Origin of the sequence: Vibrio cidicii (assembly GCF_009665415.1) — a bacterium.
GTDB lineage: Bacteria > Pseudomonadota > Gammaproteobacteria > Enterobacterales > Vibrionaceae > Vibrio > Vibrio cidicii.
In genome coordinates this window covers 815167-834561 of sequence record NZ_CP035922.1, presented here as the reverse complement: position 1 = coordinate 834561, position 19395 = coordinate 815167, and the positions used below count along the sequence as shown (strand labels likewise).

The 19395-nt window shown below is 47.3% G+C and carries 30 protein-coding genes; 25 read left to right on the top strand and 5 right to left on the bottom strand.

Annotated features, from left to right (window positions below; all coding sequences use genetic code 11):
* Positions 1-34: 34 nt before the first annotated feature.
* From vxrA to EWA64_RS19220, 5 genes are all read left to right on the top strand, one after another.
* Positions 35-1489: a sensor histidine kinase VxrA gene (gene vxrA / locus EWA64_RS19240; RefSeq protein WP_061894599.1), complete on the top strand. Its 1455-nt coding sequence runs from the start codon at positions 35-37 to the stop codon at positions 1487-1489.
* Entirely contained in the window at positions 1464-2126 is a 663-nt protein-coding gene (gene vxrB / locus EWA64_RS19235) for a response regulator transcription factor VxrB (protein ID WP_061894600.1), read from the top strand. Before vxrA ends, vxrB begins: the two co-directional genes overlap by 26 nt.
* Positions 2126-3007, top strand: coding sequence for a DUF2861 family protein (locus EWA64_RS19230; RefSeq protein ID WP_061894601.1), 882 nt, complete (start codon positions 2126-2128; stop codon positions 3005-3007). Before vxrB ends, EWA64_RS19230 begins: the two co-directional genes overlap by 1 nt.
* Before the next feature lie 63 nt (positions 3008-3070).
* The gene (locus EWA64_RS19225) at positions 3071-4201 is read left to right on the top strand and encodes a conjugal transfer protein TraF (RefSeq protein ID WP_061894602.1); all 1131 of its coding nucleotides are present in this window, start codon (positions 3071-3073) and stop codon (positions 4199-4201) included.
* A gap of 44 nt (positions 4202-4245) precedes the next feature.
* Positions 4246-4407 carry a YoaH family protein gene (locus EWA64_RS19220; protein WP_081946409.1) on the top strand — a complete coding sequence of 54 codons (162 nt, stop codon included), beginning with the start codon at positions 4246-4248 and terminating at the stop codon, positions 4405-4407.
* A gap of 583 nt (positions 4408-4990) precedes the next feature.
* On the opposite strand, the gene EWA64_RS19215 is transcribed toward EWA64_RS19220, so the two are convergent.
* Entirely contained in the window at positions 4991-5257 is a 267-nt protein-coding gene (locus EWA64_RS19215) for a transcriptional regulator (protein ID WP_082796663.1), read from the bottom strand.
* A gap of 141 nt (positions 5258-5398) precedes the next feature.
* Between EWA64_RS19215 and EWA64_RS19210 the strand changes: the two genes are divergently transcribed.
* From EWA64_RS19210 to EWA64_RS19120, 19 genes are all read left to right on the top strand, one after another.
* On the top strand, positions 5399-5602 hold the full coding sequence (locus EWA64_RS19210; protein WP_082796664.1) for a hypothetical protein: 204 nt from the start codon (positions 5399-5401) through the stop codon (positions 5600-5602).
* A gap of 14 nt (positions 5603-5616) precedes the next feature.
* Positions 5617-6114, top strand: a complete 498-nt coding sequence (locus tag EWA64_RS19205) for a hypothetical protein (RefSeq protein WP_061894603.1) — start codon at positions 5617-5619, stop codon at positions 6112-6114.
* 4 nt (positions 6115-6118) lie between these two features.
* Complete coding sequence (locus EWA64_RS19200) at positions 6119-6313, top strand: hypothetical protein (protein ID WP_061894604.1); 195 nt, start codon at positions 6119-6121, stop codon at positions 6311-6313.
* Positions 6314-8302, top strand: a complete 1989-nt coding sequence (locus tag EWA64_RS19195) for a hypothetical protein (protein WP_061894605.1) — start codon at positions 6314-6316, stop codon at positions 8300-8302.
* 27 nt (positions 8303-8329) lie between these two features.
* Entirely contained in the window at positions 8330-8494 is a 165-nt protein-coding gene (locus tag EWA64_RS19190; protein ID WP_170320332.1) for a hypothetical protein, read from the top strand.
* Between the two features lie 36 nt (positions 8495-8530).
* The gene (locus tag EWA64_RS19185) at positions 8531-8890 is read left to right on the top strand and encodes a hypothetical protein (protein WP_061894606.1); all 360 of its coding nucleotides are present in this window, start codon (positions 8531-8533) and stop codon (positions 8888-8890) included.
* The gene (locus tag EWA64_RS19180; RefSeq protein WP_061894607.1) at positions 8887-9309 is read left to right on the top strand and encodes a hypothetical protein; all 423 of its coding nucleotides are present in this window, start codon (positions 8887-8889) and stop codon (positions 9307-9309) included. The genes EWA64_RS19185 and EWA64_RS19180 overlap by 4 nt, the downstream gene beginning before the upstream one ends.
* On the top strand, positions 9296-9955 hold the full coding sequence (locus EWA64_RS19175; RefSeq protein ID WP_061894608.1) for a hypothetical protein: 660 nt from the start codon (positions 9296-9298) through the stop codon (positions 9953-9955). Before EWA64_RS19180 ends, EWA64_RS19175 begins: the two co-directional genes overlap by 14 nt.
* A gap of 237 nt (positions 9956-10192) precedes the next feature.
* Positions 10193-11035 (top strand): major capsid protein P2, encoded by an 843-nt coding sequence (locus tag EWA64_RS19170; RefSeq protein ID WP_061894609.1) that lies wholly within the window; start codon positions 10193-10195, stop codon positions 11033-11035.
* A gap of 10 nt (positions 11036-11045) precedes the next feature.
* Complete coding sequence (locus EWA64_RS19165; protein ID WP_061894610.1) at positions 11046-11339, top strand: hypothetical protein; 294 nt, start codon at positions 11046-11048, stop codon at positions 11337-11339.
* Positions 11340-11496: 157 nt separating this feature from the next.
* The gene (locus tag EWA64_RS19160) at positions 11497-11703 is read left to right on the top strand and encodes a hypothetical protein (protein WP_061894611.1); all 207 of its coding nucleotides are present in this window, start codon (positions 11497-11499) and stop codon (positions 11701-11703) included.
* A complete protein-coding gene (locus tag EWA64_RS19155; protein ID WP_061894612.1) occupies positions 11700-12068 on the top strand; it encodes a hypothetical protein in 369 nt (122 codons plus the stop codon). The genes EWA64_RS19160 and EWA64_RS19155 overlap by 4 nt, the downstream gene beginning before the upstream one ends.
* Positions 12069-12071: 3 nt before the next feature.
* On the top strand, positions 12072-12626 hold the full coding sequence (locus EWA64_RS19150) for a hypothetical protein (protein ID WP_061894613.1): 555 nt from the start codon (positions 12072-12074) through the stop codon (positions 12624-12626).
* A 6-nt stretch (positions 12627-12632) separates the two neighbouring features.
* On the top strand, positions 12633-13508 hold the full coding sequence (locus EWA64_RS19145; protein ID WP_369435836.1) for a hypothetical protein: 876 nt from the start codon (positions 12633-12635) through the stop codon (positions 13506-13508).
* Between the two features lie 2 nt (positions 13509-13510).
* Positions 13511-14251: a hypothetical protein gene (locus EWA64_RS19140; protein WP_061894615.1), complete on the top strand. Its 741-nt coding sequence runs from the start codon at positions 13511-13513 to the stop codon at positions 14249-14251.
* A gap of 55 nt (positions 14252-14306) precedes the next feature.
* Complete coding sequence (locus tag EWA64_RS19135; protein ID WP_061894683.1) at positions 14307-14747, top strand: structural protein; 441 nt, start codon at positions 14307-14309, stop codon at positions 14745-14747.
* Complete coding sequence (locus EWA64_RS19130) at positions 14716-15207, top strand: hypothetical protein (RefSeq protein WP_369435835.1); 492 nt, start codon at positions 14716-14718, stop codon at positions 15205-15207. The genes EWA64_RS19135 and EWA64_RS19130 overlap by 32 nt, the downstream gene beginning before the upstream one ends.
* On the top strand, positions 15204-15419 hold the full coding sequence (locus EWA64_RS19125; RefSeq protein ID WP_061894617.1) for a hypothetical protein: 216 nt from the start codon (positions 15204-15206) through the stop codon (positions 15417-15419). The genes EWA64_RS19130 and EWA64_RS19125 overlap by 4 nt, the downstream gene beginning before the upstream one ends.
* Complete coding sequence (locus EWA64_RS19120) at positions 15404-15550, top strand: hypothetical protein (RefSeq protein ID WP_170320333.1); 147 nt, start codon at positions 15404-15406, stop codon at positions 15548-15550. The genes EWA64_RS19125 and EWA64_RS19120 overlap by 16 nt, the downstream gene beginning before the upstream one ends.
* A gap of 76 nt (positions 15551-15626) precedes the next feature.
* On the opposite strand, the gene EWA64_RS19115 is transcribed toward EWA64_RS19120, so the two are convergent.
* The 3 genes from EWA64_RS19115 to EWA64_RS19105 form a co-directional block, all read right to left on the bottom strand.
* Positions 15627-16058, bottom strand: a complete 432-nt coding sequence (locus EWA64_RS19115; RefSeq protein ID WP_061894618.1) for a phage protein — start codon at positions 16056-16058, stop codon at positions 15627-15629.
* 514 nt (positions 16059-16572) lie between these two features.
* Positions 16573-16884, bottom strand: a complete 312-nt coding sequence (gene yciH / locus EWA64_RS19110; RefSeq protein WP_061894619.1) for a stress response translation initiation inhibitor YciH — start codon at positions 16882-16884, stop codon at positions 16573-16575.
* Positions 16885-16886: 2 nt separating this feature from the next.
* Positions 16887-17261 (bottom strand): DUF3319 domain-containing protein, encoded by a 375-nt coding sequence (locus EWA64_RS19105; protein WP_061894620.1) that lies wholly within the window; start codon positions 17259-17261, stop codon positions 16887-16889.
* 102 nt (positions 17262-17363) lie between these two features.
* Between EWA64_RS19105 and EWA64_RS19100 the strand changes: the two genes are divergently transcribed.
* Entirely contained in the window at positions 17364-18320 is a 957-nt protein-coding gene (locus tag EWA64_RS19100) for a tyrosine-type recombinase/integrase (RefSeq protein ID WP_061894621.1), read from the top strand.
* Here the strand turns inward: EWA64_RS19100 and EWA64_RS19095 are convergent.
* The gene (locus tag EWA64_RS19095; RefSeq protein ID WP_061894684.1) at positions 18317-19318 is read right to left on the bottom strand and encodes a D-alanine--D-alanine ligase; all 1002 of its coding nucleotides are present in this window, start codon (positions 19316-19318) and stop codon (positions 18317-18319) included. The two genes, EWA64_RS19100 and EWA64_RS19095, sit on opposite strands and share 4 nt — an antisense overlap.
* Positions 19319-19395: the final 77 nt, after the last annotated feature.

Genomic DNA, 19395 nt, shown 5'->3' with positions numbered 1-19395 from the left:
TGTGTCCAGATTTCACTGCATTTAATCGTTAACTTTGTTCAATAAGCGTCTTTTTTCACTCTTCATTACTCTTCTAATTCTGCCGCAAATTGCGTTGGCAGATTCGTTGCCAGAGCGCATAGACCGTTTTACTGAATTGTTCGACTACCATAACGCAGTGAAAAGTTATGACATCCGTGACATGCAGTCGACTTTCCCTACGCGTTTACTTTCTCCTGAATCCATGCAGCCACAAACGGCGAGCTACCCACTTAAAGATATTCAGCAGCTTTATCAACTGTCTAAGACATGCAACGGAAAACTACCTCTCAGTCCTTTGATCACTGAGCCCTTAGTGTTTACGCGAGCGATATGTAAAGGCTCAAAGTTGACCTCTCGATGGTTCTCCCGCTCAGCGCTGATCCATCCCGGTGGTGGAACTTATGCGGCAAGATACGTGGAGAAATACCCAGAAGAACAAGAAACGCTCAAAAAGTACATGCATATCCAAGAGCGAGAGGAAGATCAAGGCGATGAATTACTTAGCAGCTTGAAATCAATGGATGAAGATACCATAAACGCATTGATTTCCGGAGCAAACATGTTCCTTGAGAAAGATAACCTGTGGCTTCGTCGTGGCGACTACTACTATATTTTTGATAAAGATATTTGGTCAGAAAATGTTGAAAAAGCGGGGTTGTCACTGACTTTGGCACCCGATAATGGGAGCTGTTTCGTCCAAAGAGGCAACATCTGCTGGAATCTTGAAGATCATTCGCAAGTGTTGCGTATTTCAATGATCGTGCTTGTGATTGCCAACATCATGCTTGTAGCTGGTTGGGCGGTTTATCGTTGGAACAGCAAACGACAAGAGATGAAAAGTCGTATGCTGGTACTGCAAATTCTCACTCATGAGCTTCGTACACCGATTGCCAGTCTATCATTGACCGTTGAAGGGTTTCGCCGAGAGTTTGAGCACTTACCGGAAACCGTTTATGATGAGTTTCGAAGGCTATGTGAAGATACCCGCCGATTAAGACAACTCGCGGAAGCAAGTAAAGATTATCTTCAGTCAGACAATCAGCCTTTAGCGACGGAATGGATACCTTCTGTCGAAGAGTGGCTAATGTTTAAATTGGAAGACCAGTTTCCGGAAGGTGTTCAACTTTGCATTGATCGTGATGTTGCAGCAAAAATTAATGTTTATTGGTTGGGAACTTGTGTTGACAATCTTATTCGAAATGCAGTGAAGTATGGTGTTGCACCTGTCGTTTTGAACGTGAGCACCAGTGACACTAAATTAGTGATTGAAGTACAAGACAATGGCGTGCTGACCAGCAAAGACTGGACGCATTTACGTAAGCCATTTGTCAGTAAAAGTGGTTTAGGGCTAGGCCTAACCATTGTTGAATCTATGGTTGGACGAATGGGAGGGAAAATGAAACTCATTGGTCCACCAACTACGTTTATTTTGGAGATACCTTGTGAAACAGACGTTGCTACTCGTTGAAGACGATAAGAATCTGGCAGATGGCCTATTGGTGAGCTTGGAGCAGGCAGGTTACGAGTGTTTGCACGCCGAAAGTATTTCTGAAGTGGAGCCGCTTTGGCAAAAAGCGGACTTGGTTATATTGGATAGACAATTGCCAGACGGTGATTCAGTCTCGTATCTCCCTGAGTGGAAGAAATCAAAGAATATTCCGGTCATTCTGCTCACCGCGTTGGTCACTGTAAAAGATAAAGTGGCCGGATTAGATTCGGGTGCAAATGACTACCTGACAAAACCTTTCGCGGAAGCGGAATTATTTGCCAGAATCCGAGCGCAGTTACGTTCACCTGAAACATCAGAGCAGCTCAATACAGATCAAGTGGTGACAGAAAATTTGATCATCGATAAATCAACGCGAGAAGTCTTTTTTAAAGGAGAGCAAATTACCTTAACGAGAACCGAGTTTGATCTACTGCTGTTTTTAGCGAGCAACTTGGGACGAGTCTTCACTCGAGATGAATTGCTTGATCATGTCTGGGGCTACAACCATTTTCCCACTACGCGTACAGTAGACACTCATGTATTGCAGTTACGCCAGAAGCTTCCTGGGCTCGAAATTGAAACGCTGCGTGGCGTGGGTTACAAGATGAAAGGCTGATGCGCTGTCTATTCCTTACTTCTTTCGCTCTCTCTCTTTTTGTTCAGCCGGTCTACGGAGTAGACTGGTTTGAGAAGAACACGCCGCTAACTCAAGCTCACAAACATCTTCTGGAAGATGATCTATCCGGCATGTTTGATTCATTTGTCGAAGTCTGGCAATCGTCACCCAATGATACGTTGAAGTCTCATCTTAATGAGCTTCTGATCTTATCCTTAGAGCGCGATTGTGGAAAATCACTCACCAAGAAAAAACTTCCAGTATGGGCAAGCGGTGTCAATATCGTCCGCCAGACCATTCAAAGCCCGGGACGGGATACTCATCGACTTGTTATTGATGTGAGATCAACGCGTTCTCTTAGTAATGTGAGTATGACACGCTGGATAGACCGCCCTGTATCTGCAGATAGTCTTTTCAACGAAGTTTCAAGTGCCGACGTCGCGACAAGAGAAAACGAAAAACATTACCAAAAGCGCTACAATTTATCAGGAAAGTTGGAGTCCGGACTTTATCGTCTTCTTATTCAGGCGGAAGATGGTGACGAGTGGAGTGGTTGGGTCATCCTTGGAGAACCTACGGCTCCTCAATATGTCCGTTGGGCCTCGAAAGAGAATTGGAAGGTAGAGAAGCGCGCCTTGATGAATCCATATTGTCCACTCCCAGAGATGAATGTGGGTTTATATGACTTCGTCAATGGACAATACGAACGGGTATGGAATAAGACTTATGAGTCTGATTATCCAGAAAGCCTCGAGCTTGAAGGCATTCCAAATGAGCGGTATGTGCTTGCGGTTAGCCTTAACACAAGACGTTGGCAAGGGGACATTGTCGTTGAACAGTCGCAAACCATCAGCCGTACTTACGATATTACTCAAGAATAAACGGCTAAATAAATCTTCTTCACTGCCGATACAAAACAAAAAGAAATCTCAGGATTATTTATCATGAAGATGAAAAACCGATATCTCGCAGCGGCCATCGCCACACTATGTGGTTCCTCTGTCGCAAATGCCGCTAATTATGCTATTGAAGCACGAAGTGATGGTATGGGGGGCGTGGGAACAGTATCAGCTACTTATCTTACCGCACCTTTCTTCAACCCTGCACTAACAGCCGTGTATCGTAGGAACGATGATGCAGGCATGATCGTTCCAAGTTTTGGCATTAGTTATAATGATCCCGACAAACTCGTTGATCAAATTAAAGATCTTGGCGATCTTATCGCTGCTAGTGATCCTGGCGTCGTCGACGCGTTGAATAATATCAATGGTGCTCAGCTCGACTTTGAAATCGGTGGTGTCGTTGCTTTTGGTATTCCAAATAAATTTCTTTCTGCCACCATCTACGGTAAGGCCTACACAGAATCTTTCGTGACACCAACAATTGCGTCTGGGCCGGATCCAGATAAAAGCTACGTGCAAGCCGTATCTGTCGCGGTGACAGAAGTTGGCGTATCGCTTGGTAAATATCAGACTTTTCTTAACCAACATATGGCGTTTGGTGTCACACCAAAGCTACAGCGAGTTTATACCTATTCCTATGCATCCACATTTAGTGGCTATGACTCTGGAGATCTGCGCGAAAACGAAACGGCTGAAACCATTTTTAATCTTGATGCAGGAGCGCTTTGGTTTTACGGTCCCTTTAGAGTGGGAGTCGCAGCAAAAAATCTTGTTGGTCGAGATATCAAAACCAAAGAATACACGTTTGGTGGGACAAGCCCAGCAACTACAATTTCTTCTTACGAGTACAGTATGAGGCCGCTGTATACGGTTGGGGCAGGGATCGTCTCCGATTACTTCACATTGAGCGTGGATTATGATCTCAATGAAGAGCAGAAGTTCTCCGCTTTTGATGACAACACGCAAATGCTTAGAGCGGGTATTGAAGTTGATCTGTTGCGGCAACTTCAACTAAGGGGAGGTTATATGAAAAATATGGCCCGAGATACTGACGATACGATTACCGCAGGTATTGGCATATCCCCACTAAATCTTTTCGAACTGGATATTTCTGCCCGTTACACCAATGAAAATGCCATGGGCGCATCAATTAATTTCCTTGCGACCTACTAGTCATATCGCTATAGTCGGCTCCAAAGCAAAGGAGCCGAATTTTTATGTTTGATGATCTGCCACCGCTATCACATCAAGAACAGCAAAAAGCTGTAGAGAGAATCCAGAAACTTATGTCCGAGGGAATGAGTACAGCCCAAGCAATAAAAATCGTTGCAGAACAGATTAGGGCAGAGTACAAGACTAACGACAAAGCAAGTCACTAGGTACGACCTCACAATAAAACCGAAGTCAAGCAAGCAGAGCCAACGCGCTCTGCTTTTTTTTGTCAAAAATAACCCAAACACAGTTCAATAGGTAAAACCTATTCTCACAGTCCTCGTTGCAAAATACGCCAATCAGCTAAATATATGTAATTAATTCAACGCGATACGTCAGGATTTAAATCTTAATCAGGACGCTGTAACACATATTGTGTAATTAAATTACATGGCTAGTTTTGAGGGGAGATTTCTATGTAGTATATTGTTCTGGTTAAACGCAAAAGTGACAACGTAGTCACTTGCACTTCTTTGTAAGTTCACTCTACGTCTACTGGGTGCTCTCACTCATTGAGCTATCGCCATAGTTCGTACAACAATGAGTTTCTCTGTGTCTGAGTGGTAACTTGTTAGAGTAAGATTCCCCACAATGTAATTGAGAGCATTTATTTTGATGTCGGTATGTCACTAAGAATTTCTGCATAGCAGGATAGCTTGCGGAGCATTGGCACTAGGTGTAAGTGACCCCGTCACTTTGTTACCGAAGTTCGTATTATATATCAACTGGTAAACCGTTGATTGAGGGTGCTTAGTGGGGTGCACCCTCTTGTAAGGCATTGATTAGACGAGGGTTTGAGTACTTATCTTCTAGCAAGCCAAAGACGACATTTTGATCGTTTTCTTCTAACAAGTCGGCAATTTTAAACGCTATATTCCAATCTAGAACACTGCGCCCGTTGCGGTAGTTGCTGATTCTACTTGCTCCAACATCTAAAACTTTAGCTAATTGATAGTCTGAGCCCAGTTCTAGCTTGGCTTTTAGGCGGTCTAAAAGTGCATTTGTGTAGTTCATCATTCTGATAGTCTCCATCCGCTAATTGTTAAATTGTAGGGGATCATTTTGTTCGTTTCACCATTGCAAGCTAATTGCACATGCAAAAAACTTGAAATATCGTATTGGTGAAACAAATGTGAAACAGCTTGCGGAGGCTAGAGCATGGAACGTCAAATTTTAGACCCTATTCATTTACCCTGTCCCGACATGGCGGGGTGCATCAATCCAGACCCACAGAAAACCCAAAACTCTCTAAGCATGGTTCAAAAGCTACGCGAAAAATACGGCTTAAACGGTTCAAAGTCGAAACGCCGCGTAGAGATCCCGGCGCGCTTCTTTTCGCCCAATCACAACAATGCGTATTAAGTGGGGGTGGAGTCATGCAAATTGCAAACAAAGATAAGTTCGTCAAAAAACAATACAAGAAACTTGACTCTTCGTTTCGTAGTTCCGACATCAAGGGCATGTCAGAGGCTTATATGAATCTGGCGTTTATGTATGGCTTAAAAGCCGAATCAATCGCTCGTTATGTCGTTTCGGTGGCAAATTGGAAGCAGGATAGACGCATTTGGTCTGACAGTCCAAGTACTCCATATATGTCCTTTGCTATGGCGTCGATTGCCAAAAATCCGTTTGTGTTATTTAAAAAAATTCAAGAGATCCGCAAGCAAGAGGAAGCGCCGGAGGTGAAAACCGAAGGCGCGGAATCTTCACAGGGAAAACCTAGTGATTACGGTGATTGTGATTGGTGTTTTAGTGGGGGATTGGTTAATTCTGGCGGCAAATGTGTAGGCGGCGATTTTATTTGTGATGATTGTCATTCTGAATATGAAGCGTTGAAAGTAAAAGACGCTGAGTCTTCCGGCGCTATGGGGTGATTGTATGGCAACGGTTGAAATTTGGGACAACGAGAAATGTTTACCAACGGGTGAGCCGTTGCCGTTCAAACCTTCAAGAAATTTCTTTCGCGCAATCGCTGAGTGTGAATATCACACCGGGAATGCAGTTAAAACAATGGCAGGTAATACAGCGGTGATTGAGATTGATGAGAATCGCCGTTTTTTGGTGTTTGCATAGATGGAACAATTAGCACATTTTGGCGCGTCACAATTTGCGCCACTGGATAAAAAAACAGTCCTGTATGCAGTCGGGGCGCTCAAGCAATCCGACAAAGCAAGAAACAACCTTACCGCTACTCGTAGCGGTTTTTTTGCATCCGATTTTTCTAAGTGGGACGAACAACAACAGCAAGTATTGAAAGATGCTGAACAACTAACCCCGTTACGCATTAAAGCGATCTCTGCACACATCCGCGAAGCGGCGGCGCAACGCGCCGGAGATAATAGGCTAGTCAAAGGGCGCAAAAGTCGGACAGCGCGAAAAGAGAGTTTTGAAGCGTCAATCCGCTTCCGCAAACGGCTGAGAACGTTGAGAAAGTCGCTCAATGCGCCCCTAGTATTCAATCCTGAAAAATACCATAGCGCTTATTACAGCGCGTCATTTGCGGCGGTGTCTCGCGGGACTGTGCTCAACAGCAATCAAAAACGTTCATTGGCAGCAGATAAACCCATCGTAAAAGTGCAATTGCAAAAACGCGATTGGTCGCAGCAATACCGCATCCAACAAGTGATCGAGACGCCAGCGAGTAACGCGCCGGAGCAACAAAGCGGCGACCGATTCACCGAAAAGCTAACCGCCCGCGCGGTGAAAAACATTTTCGAGTCAGGCGCTTATGTTGCGGTCAAGCATGGCGGGTTTAAAACGTTCGTCACGCTGACGTTTGACGATGAGCGCCGCCGCCGTGTGGCTGACGGCTCCGCACTAACCAAAGATGGGCTTTTGTTTTCGCCTGTTGGGTTCAAGCAGAATTTTGGCGTGTGTGTGTCGGATGTGGCGGGGCCATATAGCGCTTTTGAGTGGTACAAAGGAAAAATTCGCAATATCAAACCGATGAACGAAAACGGCGAGATTGCCGGGCCGTACACGCCACTTTTCGCCAAGCCGGAAAAAGTCTGGGAAGTGGCGAACATGCATACCACCATAGGCGCGGAGGTATCGCGGTTTATCAATGCTCTCAAGAAAAAGAGAAAGCGCGGATTTGCGGCTTACGTGACTGAGCGCGACAGCGAAAGCGGGCGCTTGTTTTGCCCTGTGCCAGCGGTCAAAGCAAGCGTCATTCCAGACCACTCGGATTTTCATTATCTTTGGGTCGCGGAGTGTCCGGCCAATGAGTACGGGGAGCCTAACCCGCACGTGCATTTATTGATTGATTGGGAGATGCCGCAAGCGCTGTTTAGCGCTTGGGCGAGAGAAATAGAAAGTCTGTGGGGTAACGGCTTTGCGCATGTTGAGCGCATCAAAAAACCGGAGGCGGCGGGGACGTACATCATAAAAGCGGTGGGCTATGCAGCCAAAGGTGAAAACGCCAATCAAGGGCTGATTCGTGGCAACCGTTACAACATGGCCGCGTGTAGCCGCGCGCCGAAATGGGAAACCTTGCTGAGTTTCGAGGCAGATAACATGGCGGGCATTATCAGCGAACTAGGGCATAAACTCGAACAGTGGAAAGCGCCGATTAAGCGCAGAATTCGCCGTTACGAGCAAGCCAAAGAGCAAACCATAAAAGCCGCCGCCATTGAAAAAGCCAAGGGCGATAAAACCAAACTTAAAGCGCTATTAGGCCGCATTTCACGCCTAGAAAATCGAATCAAAGAAGCGCGCGCCGCGACAAAAGCGGCGGGCCTACACGTTAGCGCCCGCAACCGATTTTCCATAACATTCGAAAAGAACGCAGAAAAGCGGGTGGATCAGTTTTTGAAATGGGCGGCGGGCGCGCGGGGCTGGTCAATGACGCCGATATATTCAGATATTGACCTTGCAGATATTAAAGAGGCCGCAAATTTGCAGTATAAATCACAATTTGAGGCGTTCAGAGAAAATCAAGCGTGGTGGGATGCGATAAAATCCGACCCGCTAGAGCCTTACAACATAAGGCCGGAGGTTATGGAGGCTGAACGCTCGGCGTTTTGGTCGCTGTATGAAAAAGCGCAAGCTTTGTACCACTAACAACAAAAAAAATAGACTAGGTGACTCATGGATAATCAAAAGCTCATTGCAACGGAATTAGAGCAGGAAATCAAAAAGATGGAGAAAAACCCTTTTGCTAAGGGGTTTCTCGGCCCGCTTCGTTTGCTTGTCGTTTGGATTAAAACCACAAGTGAACGACTGGAACAAATGGAAAGCCAGTTGAAACAGTAATCAGCACATAACCAACGTCGGGAGACAGGGGGAACAATGAAAGAGCCTATAGGCTTTTTGCCTTGCCGCGCATGCGGCGAGGTCAAAAGCATCTATCAAGGGGAAGGACGAAACGCCGCTTTCCTCTATGCAAAATGCGGTTGCGGAACCGATACCCGCAAAGGGGATACCGTTCAAAAAAGGCTGGCCGCGCACACGACGCGAGAAGAGGCCGAAAGCGCGCTAAAATGTGAACCAGGGTCACAAATTACACCGCAAGCGGAACCGGAACAAACACCGCAACAAACACCATCGTCAGAGACGAAAAAATTACCCTCTAGCGCGCTCGGATGGGCTGGATTTGCCCTTGTCGCGGGCGCGGCGTTCTTGTTCAAAAAAGCGAGGGTGGCAGCGTGATAGATGAAGAAATTGAAGTGCAACCGGAAGCGCTAAACGCGGAGGAAAAGGCGTTTATCGGAGGCTTAGAACAAGAGTTTGAGCCAAGCGAAACGGCAGAGATTGACGACTCGGTATCGCTGCAAAGTGCGCAAATGACCGCGCTATTTACGCTCAATATGACCGAAGGGTTATTGAAGCAATTCGGCCATCGTGAATTTTCCTTTGATGAAGCGCAAAAAGAGCAAACCGCTACCGCTATTGCGCCTGCGTTGGCGAAATATGGCGGCGACCTTCCGCCATGGCTTGAGCCCTATAAAGAGGAGGTGTTCGCGCTGATTGCCGTGGCTACGTTGGGTTTTACGTCTTATGCGCAAATCAAGGCGCTTAAAGCGCTGGACGTTCCGCAAAAAGAGGCGGTGAGCGATGCAGCCGATTAACCCAAACAACCAGTTATCCAACGGTCACGCATGGGTTTGCGGCATGTCGGGCAGTGGTAAAACGCAGTTAGCCCGGCGCAAACTGGTGAGCGCGACCGACCAAGTGGCCATCTTTGACCCCTTGGGGGATTACGTCGGAGAGTTGGCCGGGCGGGTTGTGCGAAGTTATCCCACGTTGAAAGCCTTTGCAGCGGCGTTGCTTCAAGGGCGAAAAACAAAGCAGGGGTTCAAAATTGCCTACAGCCCTGCGCACGAAACCAAAGAGAAAGACTTTGACGCCTTTTGCAAAGTGGTTTGGGCGGCGGGTAATGGTGCGCATCCCAAAGCGCTAAAAGTGATTTGTGAAGAGGTCGCAGAACACAGCAACTCAAGCGGAAAGGCGGGCGGTTACTACGGCAAGTTGTTACGGCTCGGGCGTAAATATGGCATCCAAACAATCAGCCTATTTCAACGCGGGCAAGAGGTTTCAAAAACCATCATTGATAACTGTCAATTTGCCTACGTGCTGATGCAAAAGACCGAAAAGAGCGCGCACTATTTGGAGCAATTAACCGGGATTAAAGCGGCTGAAATTGCCAAATTGGAAAAGCTGGAATATCTGGCGCAAAACGGTAAGGGGTACGAAAAGGGAAAAATACGCTTTTAATGTGAACGAAAGCGCAAAATAACCGCTAACGCGCTTGATTGCCAGCGCTCCAGCGCGTCAGCCTGATAGGGCATTAAAACCATCATTTCTAACGTCGTGAGACAGGGGAAAACATCAAATGAACAAAACTTTAATTAAGCAAGTGGCTATTGCCGCTGCGGTCGCAGCGCTTGTCGTGTGGGCGTCGAATAACGTCGGCGCTGTTGAAGATGTAATCGGTTAATCGGGGATATTCGCATGGAACTGATTAACACACCATTTGCACCACGCGCCAAAGAGCTCGATCCACTTGAGGGCGTGGGCTGGGGCCAACGTGCACACCTTCGCCTGATTGTTGGCCCGACTTATCACAGCTTGGAGCTGGTGACGAACATCACCAATCCGGCAGACATCGAAAACATTGAGGTACAACTCAACGGGCGACCAATTATGCGCGCGTCGGGTCAAACCTTCGTCAACATCCAAAAGCACAAAAAGACCTATGCAGAGCCGGGCCGCTATGTGATCGATTTTGGCGAGTCCGAATACCGCACAAAAGTGGGCGTACGCCAAACCGACCTAGTAACGCTTAAAGGCGAAATCTGGTTTGTTTATATCACGCTGAAATCTTCGCCAAGCCAAGACGCGCCAGCGGTGCCAAGCATTCGCGCACGTGCTCACGTTCTGCCCGCACAGTCAGAGCGTTACTACTTGCCGCGCTTGTTTGAATTAACGTGGAATGCGCCAGCGGCGGGCCGAACCCCGTTTGACTTTGCAGAGCGTAGCCCGTTCTTAAACCTCAAGCGCGCGCACTTCCTAGACAGCTCAATTGATCGCGTCCGTGTTCTGCGTGACAACGTGGAAGAGTACAACGCCACAAAACACGATAACGCCTATGACCTTGCCGCGTGCGGACAAGAGCAAAACGCGGGCTGGTTCAGCGTCGATTTTACCCGCTACGGCTTCGGGGCTGACGGGGTACTCAATACAGCAGCAAGCCAACAATTGGCGTTTGAGCTGGACAAAACCGAACCGGGCGCGGTTCCGGTCATCTTTGAAGCTGTAGAGCAAGTCAAAGCGCTACCAACCGCCACGGCGTAAGGGGGTAGCCATGTCTCTATGGGATTCACTCGGCGAAACGTTTACGGATTTTGTAGGACAAGCCGGGGACGCGGCGGGCAAATACGCAAGCGGTGTCGCTGACGCAAAAGTCGAAAACGCGAAAAAAGCCGAAAGTGCCGCACCAGAAGAGAACCGAAAACCCGTTGAAACACAGGTGCAACAACCTACGGGTGCACCTGTTCCACAAACTGCGCCCGCGCCAGCCATGAACGAGAAATACCTCATGTATGGCATGGCCGGGGCGCTGGTTATCGGTTTGTTTATTGTCGCGCTCAAGAAATAAGGGGGATACATGCCTTTTATCATTTATCCCCTAGTCGGGGCCGTGGCGGGGTTTGGTGCGGGCTACTTTACGGGTAGTTCTACAAAAAAACTCTTGCTAGGGGCGGCGCTCTTGGGTGGCGGCTATCTTGCCTACAAACACGTGAAATAGGTGATCTATGTCGTTAGGTTCATTAAGTGGCGGTTTGACGAACTCCGGCTCAATGCCAATTACTGGCGGGCAGGCGGGGCCGTCAACCGCAACCAGTACCAATAACAGCGGCCAAAGCGTCGGCGGTATTAGCATGGGTAGCCCTACTGGGGTGAATCCGTGGCTAATCGGCGCGGTGGTCATTGCGTTGGTGTATCTGATGAAAAAGAAATGATTTCAAGGGCAGAGCCAGAGAGCGCACTAGAACGATTGCGCGTCGCGTTTCGCCAATGTCCAGCCGACTTCGACGCACTGAAAGCGGAGGTAGCGGCGGGCAATGTCAGTCTGTACGAGATACAGGGCGACCGTTACCGCGTCACGATAGCCGGGGAAATTGTCGGCGATTCCTATTTTCTGTGGGGCGTGTCCGGGGTCGGTGTGGTTGACGCAATCAAAGAGCTTGCGCCTGTGGTGCGTCGATTGGGATTAAAGAGTATCAGCGCGGAAACGTATTTTCCCGCCTTGGCGCGTTTGGTGAAGCGATTAAACACACAAGAGCAACAAAGCGGGAAAATCACCGGGCTTGTGATGAGAGTCTAAACAATGGGCGGCAAATCAAGTTCAAAGAATACCACGACAACGAGTAATAACTCGGGTCAAAACGCCATTAGCGGCGACAACTTAGGAACCGCAATCAGTGGCGTGAATAACTCCACGCTCAACGTGACCGCGACAGACCACGGCGCGATTGAGGCGGCGGGCAACCTCGCGGAATTGTCCATGACCACGCTCGGCAGTGTCAGCAATAACGCATTAGAGCAAATGGGCGATGTGTCAAAGGGCGCGTTTGAGTTATCCAAAGACGCCACGCAAAAAGTGGCCGATTTATCCAAAGACGCCACGCAAAAAGTGGCCGATTTTTCCAAAGATGCGCTCAAGCAATACAGCGCCAGCAACTCCGAAAACCTGTCAATGATGGCGGGGCTTGCGGGCAGTCAAGCCGCGCAAAATGCGGAGAACCTGCAAGCGGTGATGGAGCTGGCGAAGTTTAAGCAAGACAACGGCGCAAACGAGAAACAAAAAGACGCGGAATCTACCAAAAAAATCGCCATTGGCGCGGCGGCGGTGGTCGGCTTGGCGTACATGGTGACACGGTAACGATATATGAGTTTTCAGCAAATCATGCAAAGCGCCGGGCGCGCACAATTCAACGCACTAGGGGATTTTCTTTTCGTTGAGAAATCACCGGGTTTAGTGCTCATCACCACGCAAACGGGCGGTTATTACGAGCTGACGCAAGGCGCGCAAATTAAGGGCGACCGCGTGTCCGGATTAATCACGGTTGAGAACAAGGGCGAAGCCGGAGAAGTCCGCATCAAAACGGGTTTTGGTGAGTACGTGCCGCCACAACGTGAAACAGTGGCCGTGTCTGCCATGCCCGCGCTTGAAATTGCGGCGGGTCAATCGGTCAACGTTGGAGCCATGCCCGCGCTGCAAATCGCGGCGGGTCAGTCAGTCAACGTTGGAGCCATGCCCGCGCTGCAAATCGCGGCGGGTCAATCGGTCAACGTTGGAGCCATGCCCGCGCTGCAAATCGCGGCGGGTCAATCGGTCAACGTCGGAGCCATGCCCGCGCTGCAAATCGCGGCGGGTCAATCGGTCAACGTTGGAGCCATGCCCGCGCTTGAAATTGCGGCGGGTCAAACGGTCAACGTCGGAGCCATGCCCGCGCTTGAAGTTGCGCCCGGTCAGTCGGTCAACGTCGAGGCCATGCCAGCGCTTGAAATCGCGGCGGGTCAATCGGTGGCGGTCGCCGTATCGAGCAGTTTAAATGCCAGCGTTCAAGTGATGCCTTACACCTTGCCCGCAAACCCCGAACGCAAGAGCGTGAAAATTAAAGCCGCCGTAGGCAATGCCGGGCTGGTCACTTTGGCGGGCGTTTGGCCCTTGGCGGCGGGTGAATCCATCGAGTTAGAAACAACCGCCGAAATCGTATTAACCGGAGCCGCTACAGAGTCGGCGATCATTTTGGAGAATTAATCATGTCTGAGAGTAAAAAAATTGTCGGCGAAGGCAGTACGGAAAATAAAGTGATGCGCCTTGCAGAGCATGTCGCTGGTTTGCAAAGTAATTCGTTAAATGGTTTTTTAAGACAAGAATTAGAATTTAACATAGATGGATATATCCCATCTCCGGAAGTTTGGGATTCATACATTTTAAAAGGCGACCGTGACGATATTGTAAGATTTGCTAACGCAGATAGAAAAATAGGCGCTTTAAATGTCAATGCCAATAAACTAAAAACGCCACAAAGCGATTTTATGAATAATAACCGCTTGAGCTTAATAGATGAATATAATAAATCACGGAAAATAGATTCGGTGATGGAATTCGCCAGAGTAAAAGTTAGTTTAAATGGTTCAATATCATTATTCGGGGGCAAATCCACAAACAACCAGCTAAGTTATTGGTTTGAAGGGGGTTATGGTGGCAATCCTGATTTTGATACGGGTTTTTTGCTGGGGTACTTATCAAACTTGCCGCTAACTAACGCATATAACACATTAGTTTTAGATAGTGGAGCAAATCAATTCTCTGTAATTAATCATACTGAGGAATTATTCTTGCCACCTTCTATTTCTATTGGTGAAAATGTTTTTAATTACGAGTTTTTTCCGGTTTTTTGGGTGAGCCAAAGAACGGGACCGATTCAAGTAAGAGCAGATATCAAATGTGATGTGGAGTTTTTAGGCTTCGAAAAATTCACCAGAACGCCAACTTAGGCCGCTTTTTATGCGAGAAATTATTAGTTTATCATTATTAGCAGTGGTGATTTACATGGTCAAAAACAGCAAATCAAATTTGATGGATTTAACCAAACCGCGCGGCGTTCGCGCAAATAACCCGCTCAACATCGAGCAGAATAAAAACAACGATTGGCTAGGGAAAATCACGCCGTCGGTGGATAAGCGTTTCGAGACGTTCAGCGCGCCGCGCTACGGCTTTAGAGCCGGGGCAAAAACGCTGCGAACCTATCAGAACAAATACGGCTTAAGCACGATTCGCCAGCTCATTCACCGCTTTGCGCCAAAGAACGAAAACGCCAGTGATAACTATGCGGAATTTGTCGCCGGGCAAATCGGCATTTCACCGGATGCGCAAGTTGATCTCTCCAATGATGTGCTGTTAGCAGAGATTGTTTTCGCCATGTCCGTGATGGAAGTCGGGCGCGGGTGGTTCACGCTGGATGAAGCAAAAGCAGGGGTGGCGCTGGCATGAGTGGCAAAATGATTGCAATCAATATCGGCGTGAGCGTCGTCGGCGCGGTGCTTGGCGCGTATGTCGTCAGCAAGTTAAAACAGGCGGGCAAGCTATGAACGGGCTAGGGTGGCTTGCGGTCGGCGTCGTGGCCGTGGTCATGTTACGCCGCAAAATGGCGGCGTCCCTGAACGAATGGGCGGCAGACAATACGCAAAGCGCCGGGCAAGCGCTGAGTGATTTGTTTGCGAGGCTCAACGGATGGGAACCCGTCGAGCTGGCCCCGTTGATGATTCGAGATTTTTATCTCGACAAGGATAACAGGCTGACACCGGACGCCGAATTTACGTTGTGGAAAGTGCCGCAATATCAGCCGCTACTCAATGAATTGTTTGGCAAGCGGGGCGGGCAACTCAAACCGCAATATCACACGCTAATCAACGTCGAAATAACGAAAAAAAACGTCAGGGGTAAACAATGAAACAATGGATTAAAGAGCGATTAAAAGAGCCGTCAACAAAAAAAGGCTTGGCACTGGTCGCGGCGGGCGGCGCGTTGGCCCTTGGCCGTCCTGAACTCATCACGGCAAGCGTGACGGATGCGGGCGTACAATGGGGCGGGCTGATTGGTACAACGGTTCCCCTTGTGTTGGGGTTATGGGAAACGGTGCGCAAAGAATGGAAACAATCCTAGTCGCGGTCATTACCGGGGCCGCGTCCAGTCTAGCAACCGTCGTAGCACTGCGCGTCGATATCGCCTGGATTAAGCTCACGTTGGAAAAGCTGGATAACCGAATTACCGCACTCGAAAACAAGGCCGCATAACGCGGCCTTTTTTGATGGTGCTCACAAAGTGACGCATTCAACGTCAACCAAACCGTCAACTGGCCGTTTTGGTATGTTAGCGCGCGTTCTTGTCTTTGCTTGGTATCCAAGGCGCGGCAGTCATGCGGCGACCGCCACGAAACGGCAGCACGTTTTCTTTAGCCGGGTAATACTTGGGGCTTTCCGGGTGGCCGTATCGTTCTAGCAACGCCCGGTATTCGTCTTTCTGGTACGCGAAGGATTCCAGCTCTTTAGGGTTGAACTCGCGCCCGCTTGGGGTAATCAGTACGCCGCGTTCTTCGTCGATACGAAAACCGCGCCAGCGCACATCGTTAGGCAAATAGCCAAGCGCTTTAATGATGATGAGCTTTTCAGCCATCGGATTGATGGCAATGGAGCCGTTGAGCCAACGTCGAACCGTGACGGGCCGAACGTGGAAAAACTCCGCGCCAGCCTGAATCGTTGGGAAAACTCGCCAAAACAAGACGTTGAAGGCTTCAAAATCCATGTGACAAACCTCTCAAATTATTATCGTGATTAATGGTTAATTTCGATTGCTGCGAGGGGTTTCGATTGCTAAAGGCTATCAGTTCGAAAAAGAGATCAATATGTACCTTTCTTTTCATAACGCAGCCTTAGTATTTGGAGATTGATAAAAGCCGTTACAATGCAATGTATTGTTTTATGTGATTGAATATAAAGAGGAATTAGGAACTAAAACGGACAGAATTGGGAAATGTTAAAATTGGCTATCGTAGTTCGTATTATATATCTTATGTTAAATATGGTGAGTTTGAATTATTACGCCTTACGTCCTACTGACCTTTTATTGAACATAACCGATTTACCATAAAATCCATAATATAGAACAAAACAATCTGCGCTTGCTTTGTTCTATATTAAGTTCAAGCATTTCAGCTAAAGTTCAACGTGGCGGAATGTTTGAATAACATTTTGTGCTGAAAAAGAAAAAAGGAGCGTTATGCTCCTTGTGTTTGATTGGTTGTCGAGGTAGATACGTACTACCCGCCTGCTAGCTTAACTTTCATGCCTTTTTTCTCTAGGTATGATTTGATTTTCTCTCGAACATCACCCTGAATTTCAATGTTTCCATCTTTGACCGAGCCGCCACAACCGCAGGTTTTCTTCAGCTCAGCTGCAAGTAGTTTAAGAGGTGCATCATCAAGATCTAGCCCTGTAACTACACAGACCCCTTTGCCTTTCCGGCCTTTAGTTTCACGCTGAATGCGTACAATGCCATCACCTTTGGGGCGTTGTGCTTTAGGCTCATCTTGCTTAATTCGGCCTGTCTCTGTGGAATATACAAGAGTCATAACTATTTCTTCTGTTGCTGTTCTGCTTTCTGTTTTGCAATCAAATAGGCCTCAATGTGGCGTTGAATAGCCGCTTTTGAACCCTTAATGAGTTTACCATTAAAAAGACAATACCAAGCGTTTGGTTCGCCAGTGTCATTTTTAATGGAAAAACCATTAAAATTTTCTGCTTGAGGTGTTCCGGATTCTAGCTTCCTATCTAAAGATGCAAACTCTCGAGGGTCAATGATGGATGCAGTGTCACACCACCAGTCAATGCTCTTCTTGACGGCGCTCAAGCTCCCCTGAAGAACATGATTCTTTATTCTTACCTGCCAGACACTGGTGTCATTACCAGCAGACTTTAAGTTAAAACCACGGTAATTTGATATAGCCATGTAACTGAATCATCTATTAATTAAGTCTTAGATTAATGATAATTGTAATCAGGCGCTTAGCAAGTATAAAATGCTTATATTAACGTGTTATAGTGCACTAAAATGAAAAAAAACCTTTATGCATATACAGATACCACTGAAGTCAAAGGGCTTATCGAACGATTGAGCCAAAGGCCCGATCTGGAGTTTTTCAATCAGTTTACCCAATTCAAGTATGCCAAAAATTCGCTACTCGCCATACAAAATGACTGGAGTCGGTACCTAGATTTTTGCAACCAAGCAAAAATAACCATACTACCCTGCTCTATCATTGCCATGCGGCGCTTTATTGAAACCGAAGCAAGGGAGAGAAAATATTCATCGATCCGACGTTCATGTGTTCATATTGGCCTAATTCACCAACTACTCTCATTGGCTAACCCAACCTCACATCGCACGATTCAATTATCACTGAATGTATTGCGCTTAGAAAAAGACACAAGCCCTGTTCAAGCTATTGCATTTACCAAAGAGCACCTTGCTCTATTGCATTCCACTTTATTGAAAAGTAAGAACAACAAAGACATCCGCGATTGTGCTATCTACTCAATTATGTTTGAGTGCGCCGCAAAACGTTCAGAGTTAAAAGCACTACGATTGGAATCTGTGCGGAAAACTGGCGGTACAGTTTCCATTACGGTTGGTGATAGCGCTTACCACTTGAGCGAGCTAAGTAGCCTAGCCTGTCAGCGTTGGCTAGAACGTTTACCTGCCGATGCTCATTACCTTTTTGCCGCGATTGACAAACACGGTAACCTGTCCTCAAGCCAACTTGATGATTCTTCGATATTTAGAATCATGCAAAATGCAGGGAAACGATTGGGATTGGATGAGACTTTTTCAGGCCAATCTGGGCGTATTGGTGCGGTAGAGCAACTGCGTACTCAAGGGATGAACATTAAAGAAATACAAGACTTTGGGCGCTGGCTTAGCCCTGCCATGCCTTATCAGTACGCGGGACGTCAAGGCATGACACAGCAAGAAATGCTGAAGTTTAAAATAATAAAACCGTGGGATTAAGCTGTGATTGAACGCTCAATGCAGTCTGCAAGATAGTCATGGAACCGATGACCGTTGTGCTGCAACATCTTAGGGAACATCGAGATAGGAGTCATACCAGGGAATGTATTCACTTCATTAAGGTAGATCTCTCCCTCTTCTGTTAAAAAGAAGTCAATCCGAGACAGGTGGCGCAGGTTCATCTGTCTAAATACTTTCTCACTGCATTCACGAATGGTATCGAGTTGTTTTTGAGTTAAATTTGTTGCTTCTACTTCGGTCAAAGAATGGCTGCTAGCACTGTATTTCTCATCATAGCTATAAAATGAACCTGCAGGTGCGATGATTTCACCGGGTTTTGAAATATACAGTTCGCCGTTCATTTCGTAAGCTGCGACTTCAAGCTCACGTGGTTTAACCGCTTTTTCAACGAGGACTTGATGAGAGAAAGTAAACGCTTTGTCGATCGCTTCGTCGAGTTCTTCCTGTTTAGTCACGCTGTAACATCCCACAGAAGAGCCTTGTCTCGCCGCTTTGACAAACACCTTCCCCCACTTTGTAAAAGCTTCGGCACTTTTTAAATGGGCAGTCTGATCATTTTTAGTCAAAAAGAGGTACGGAGTATTGGGAATGCCGATGGCATCATACCAAAGCTTTGACGTGATTTTATTAAAACTATTGCTACTCGCTTCTGGACCACAACCGAAATAAGGAATATTGGCAAGTTCAAACAGAGATTGGATATCTCCTGTCTCACCAGGATAACCATGGATACAAGGCACGATGAAGTCAATCTTGATGACATCGCTAGCATAGTCGCTTTTAATGCTATTGGTGTGGATATCTAGGTAAACTAGATTGCCTTGCTGATCAAACCAACCTTCATTTTTGATTTCAACTTTGCAAACGTTTATCCCTTCAATGAGGTTCAATTGCTGCTCAAGAAAGCCGGCTGAAAGCAGCGAAATCTCATGCTCTGATGAGCCTCCGCCACATAGAAGTAGGATATTTCTCTTCATTTGAATAATCTGATCCGTGATAAAGGACATGCTTACTCAATGATAGCGATATAACGTGATAGGTACAGTTATTTATC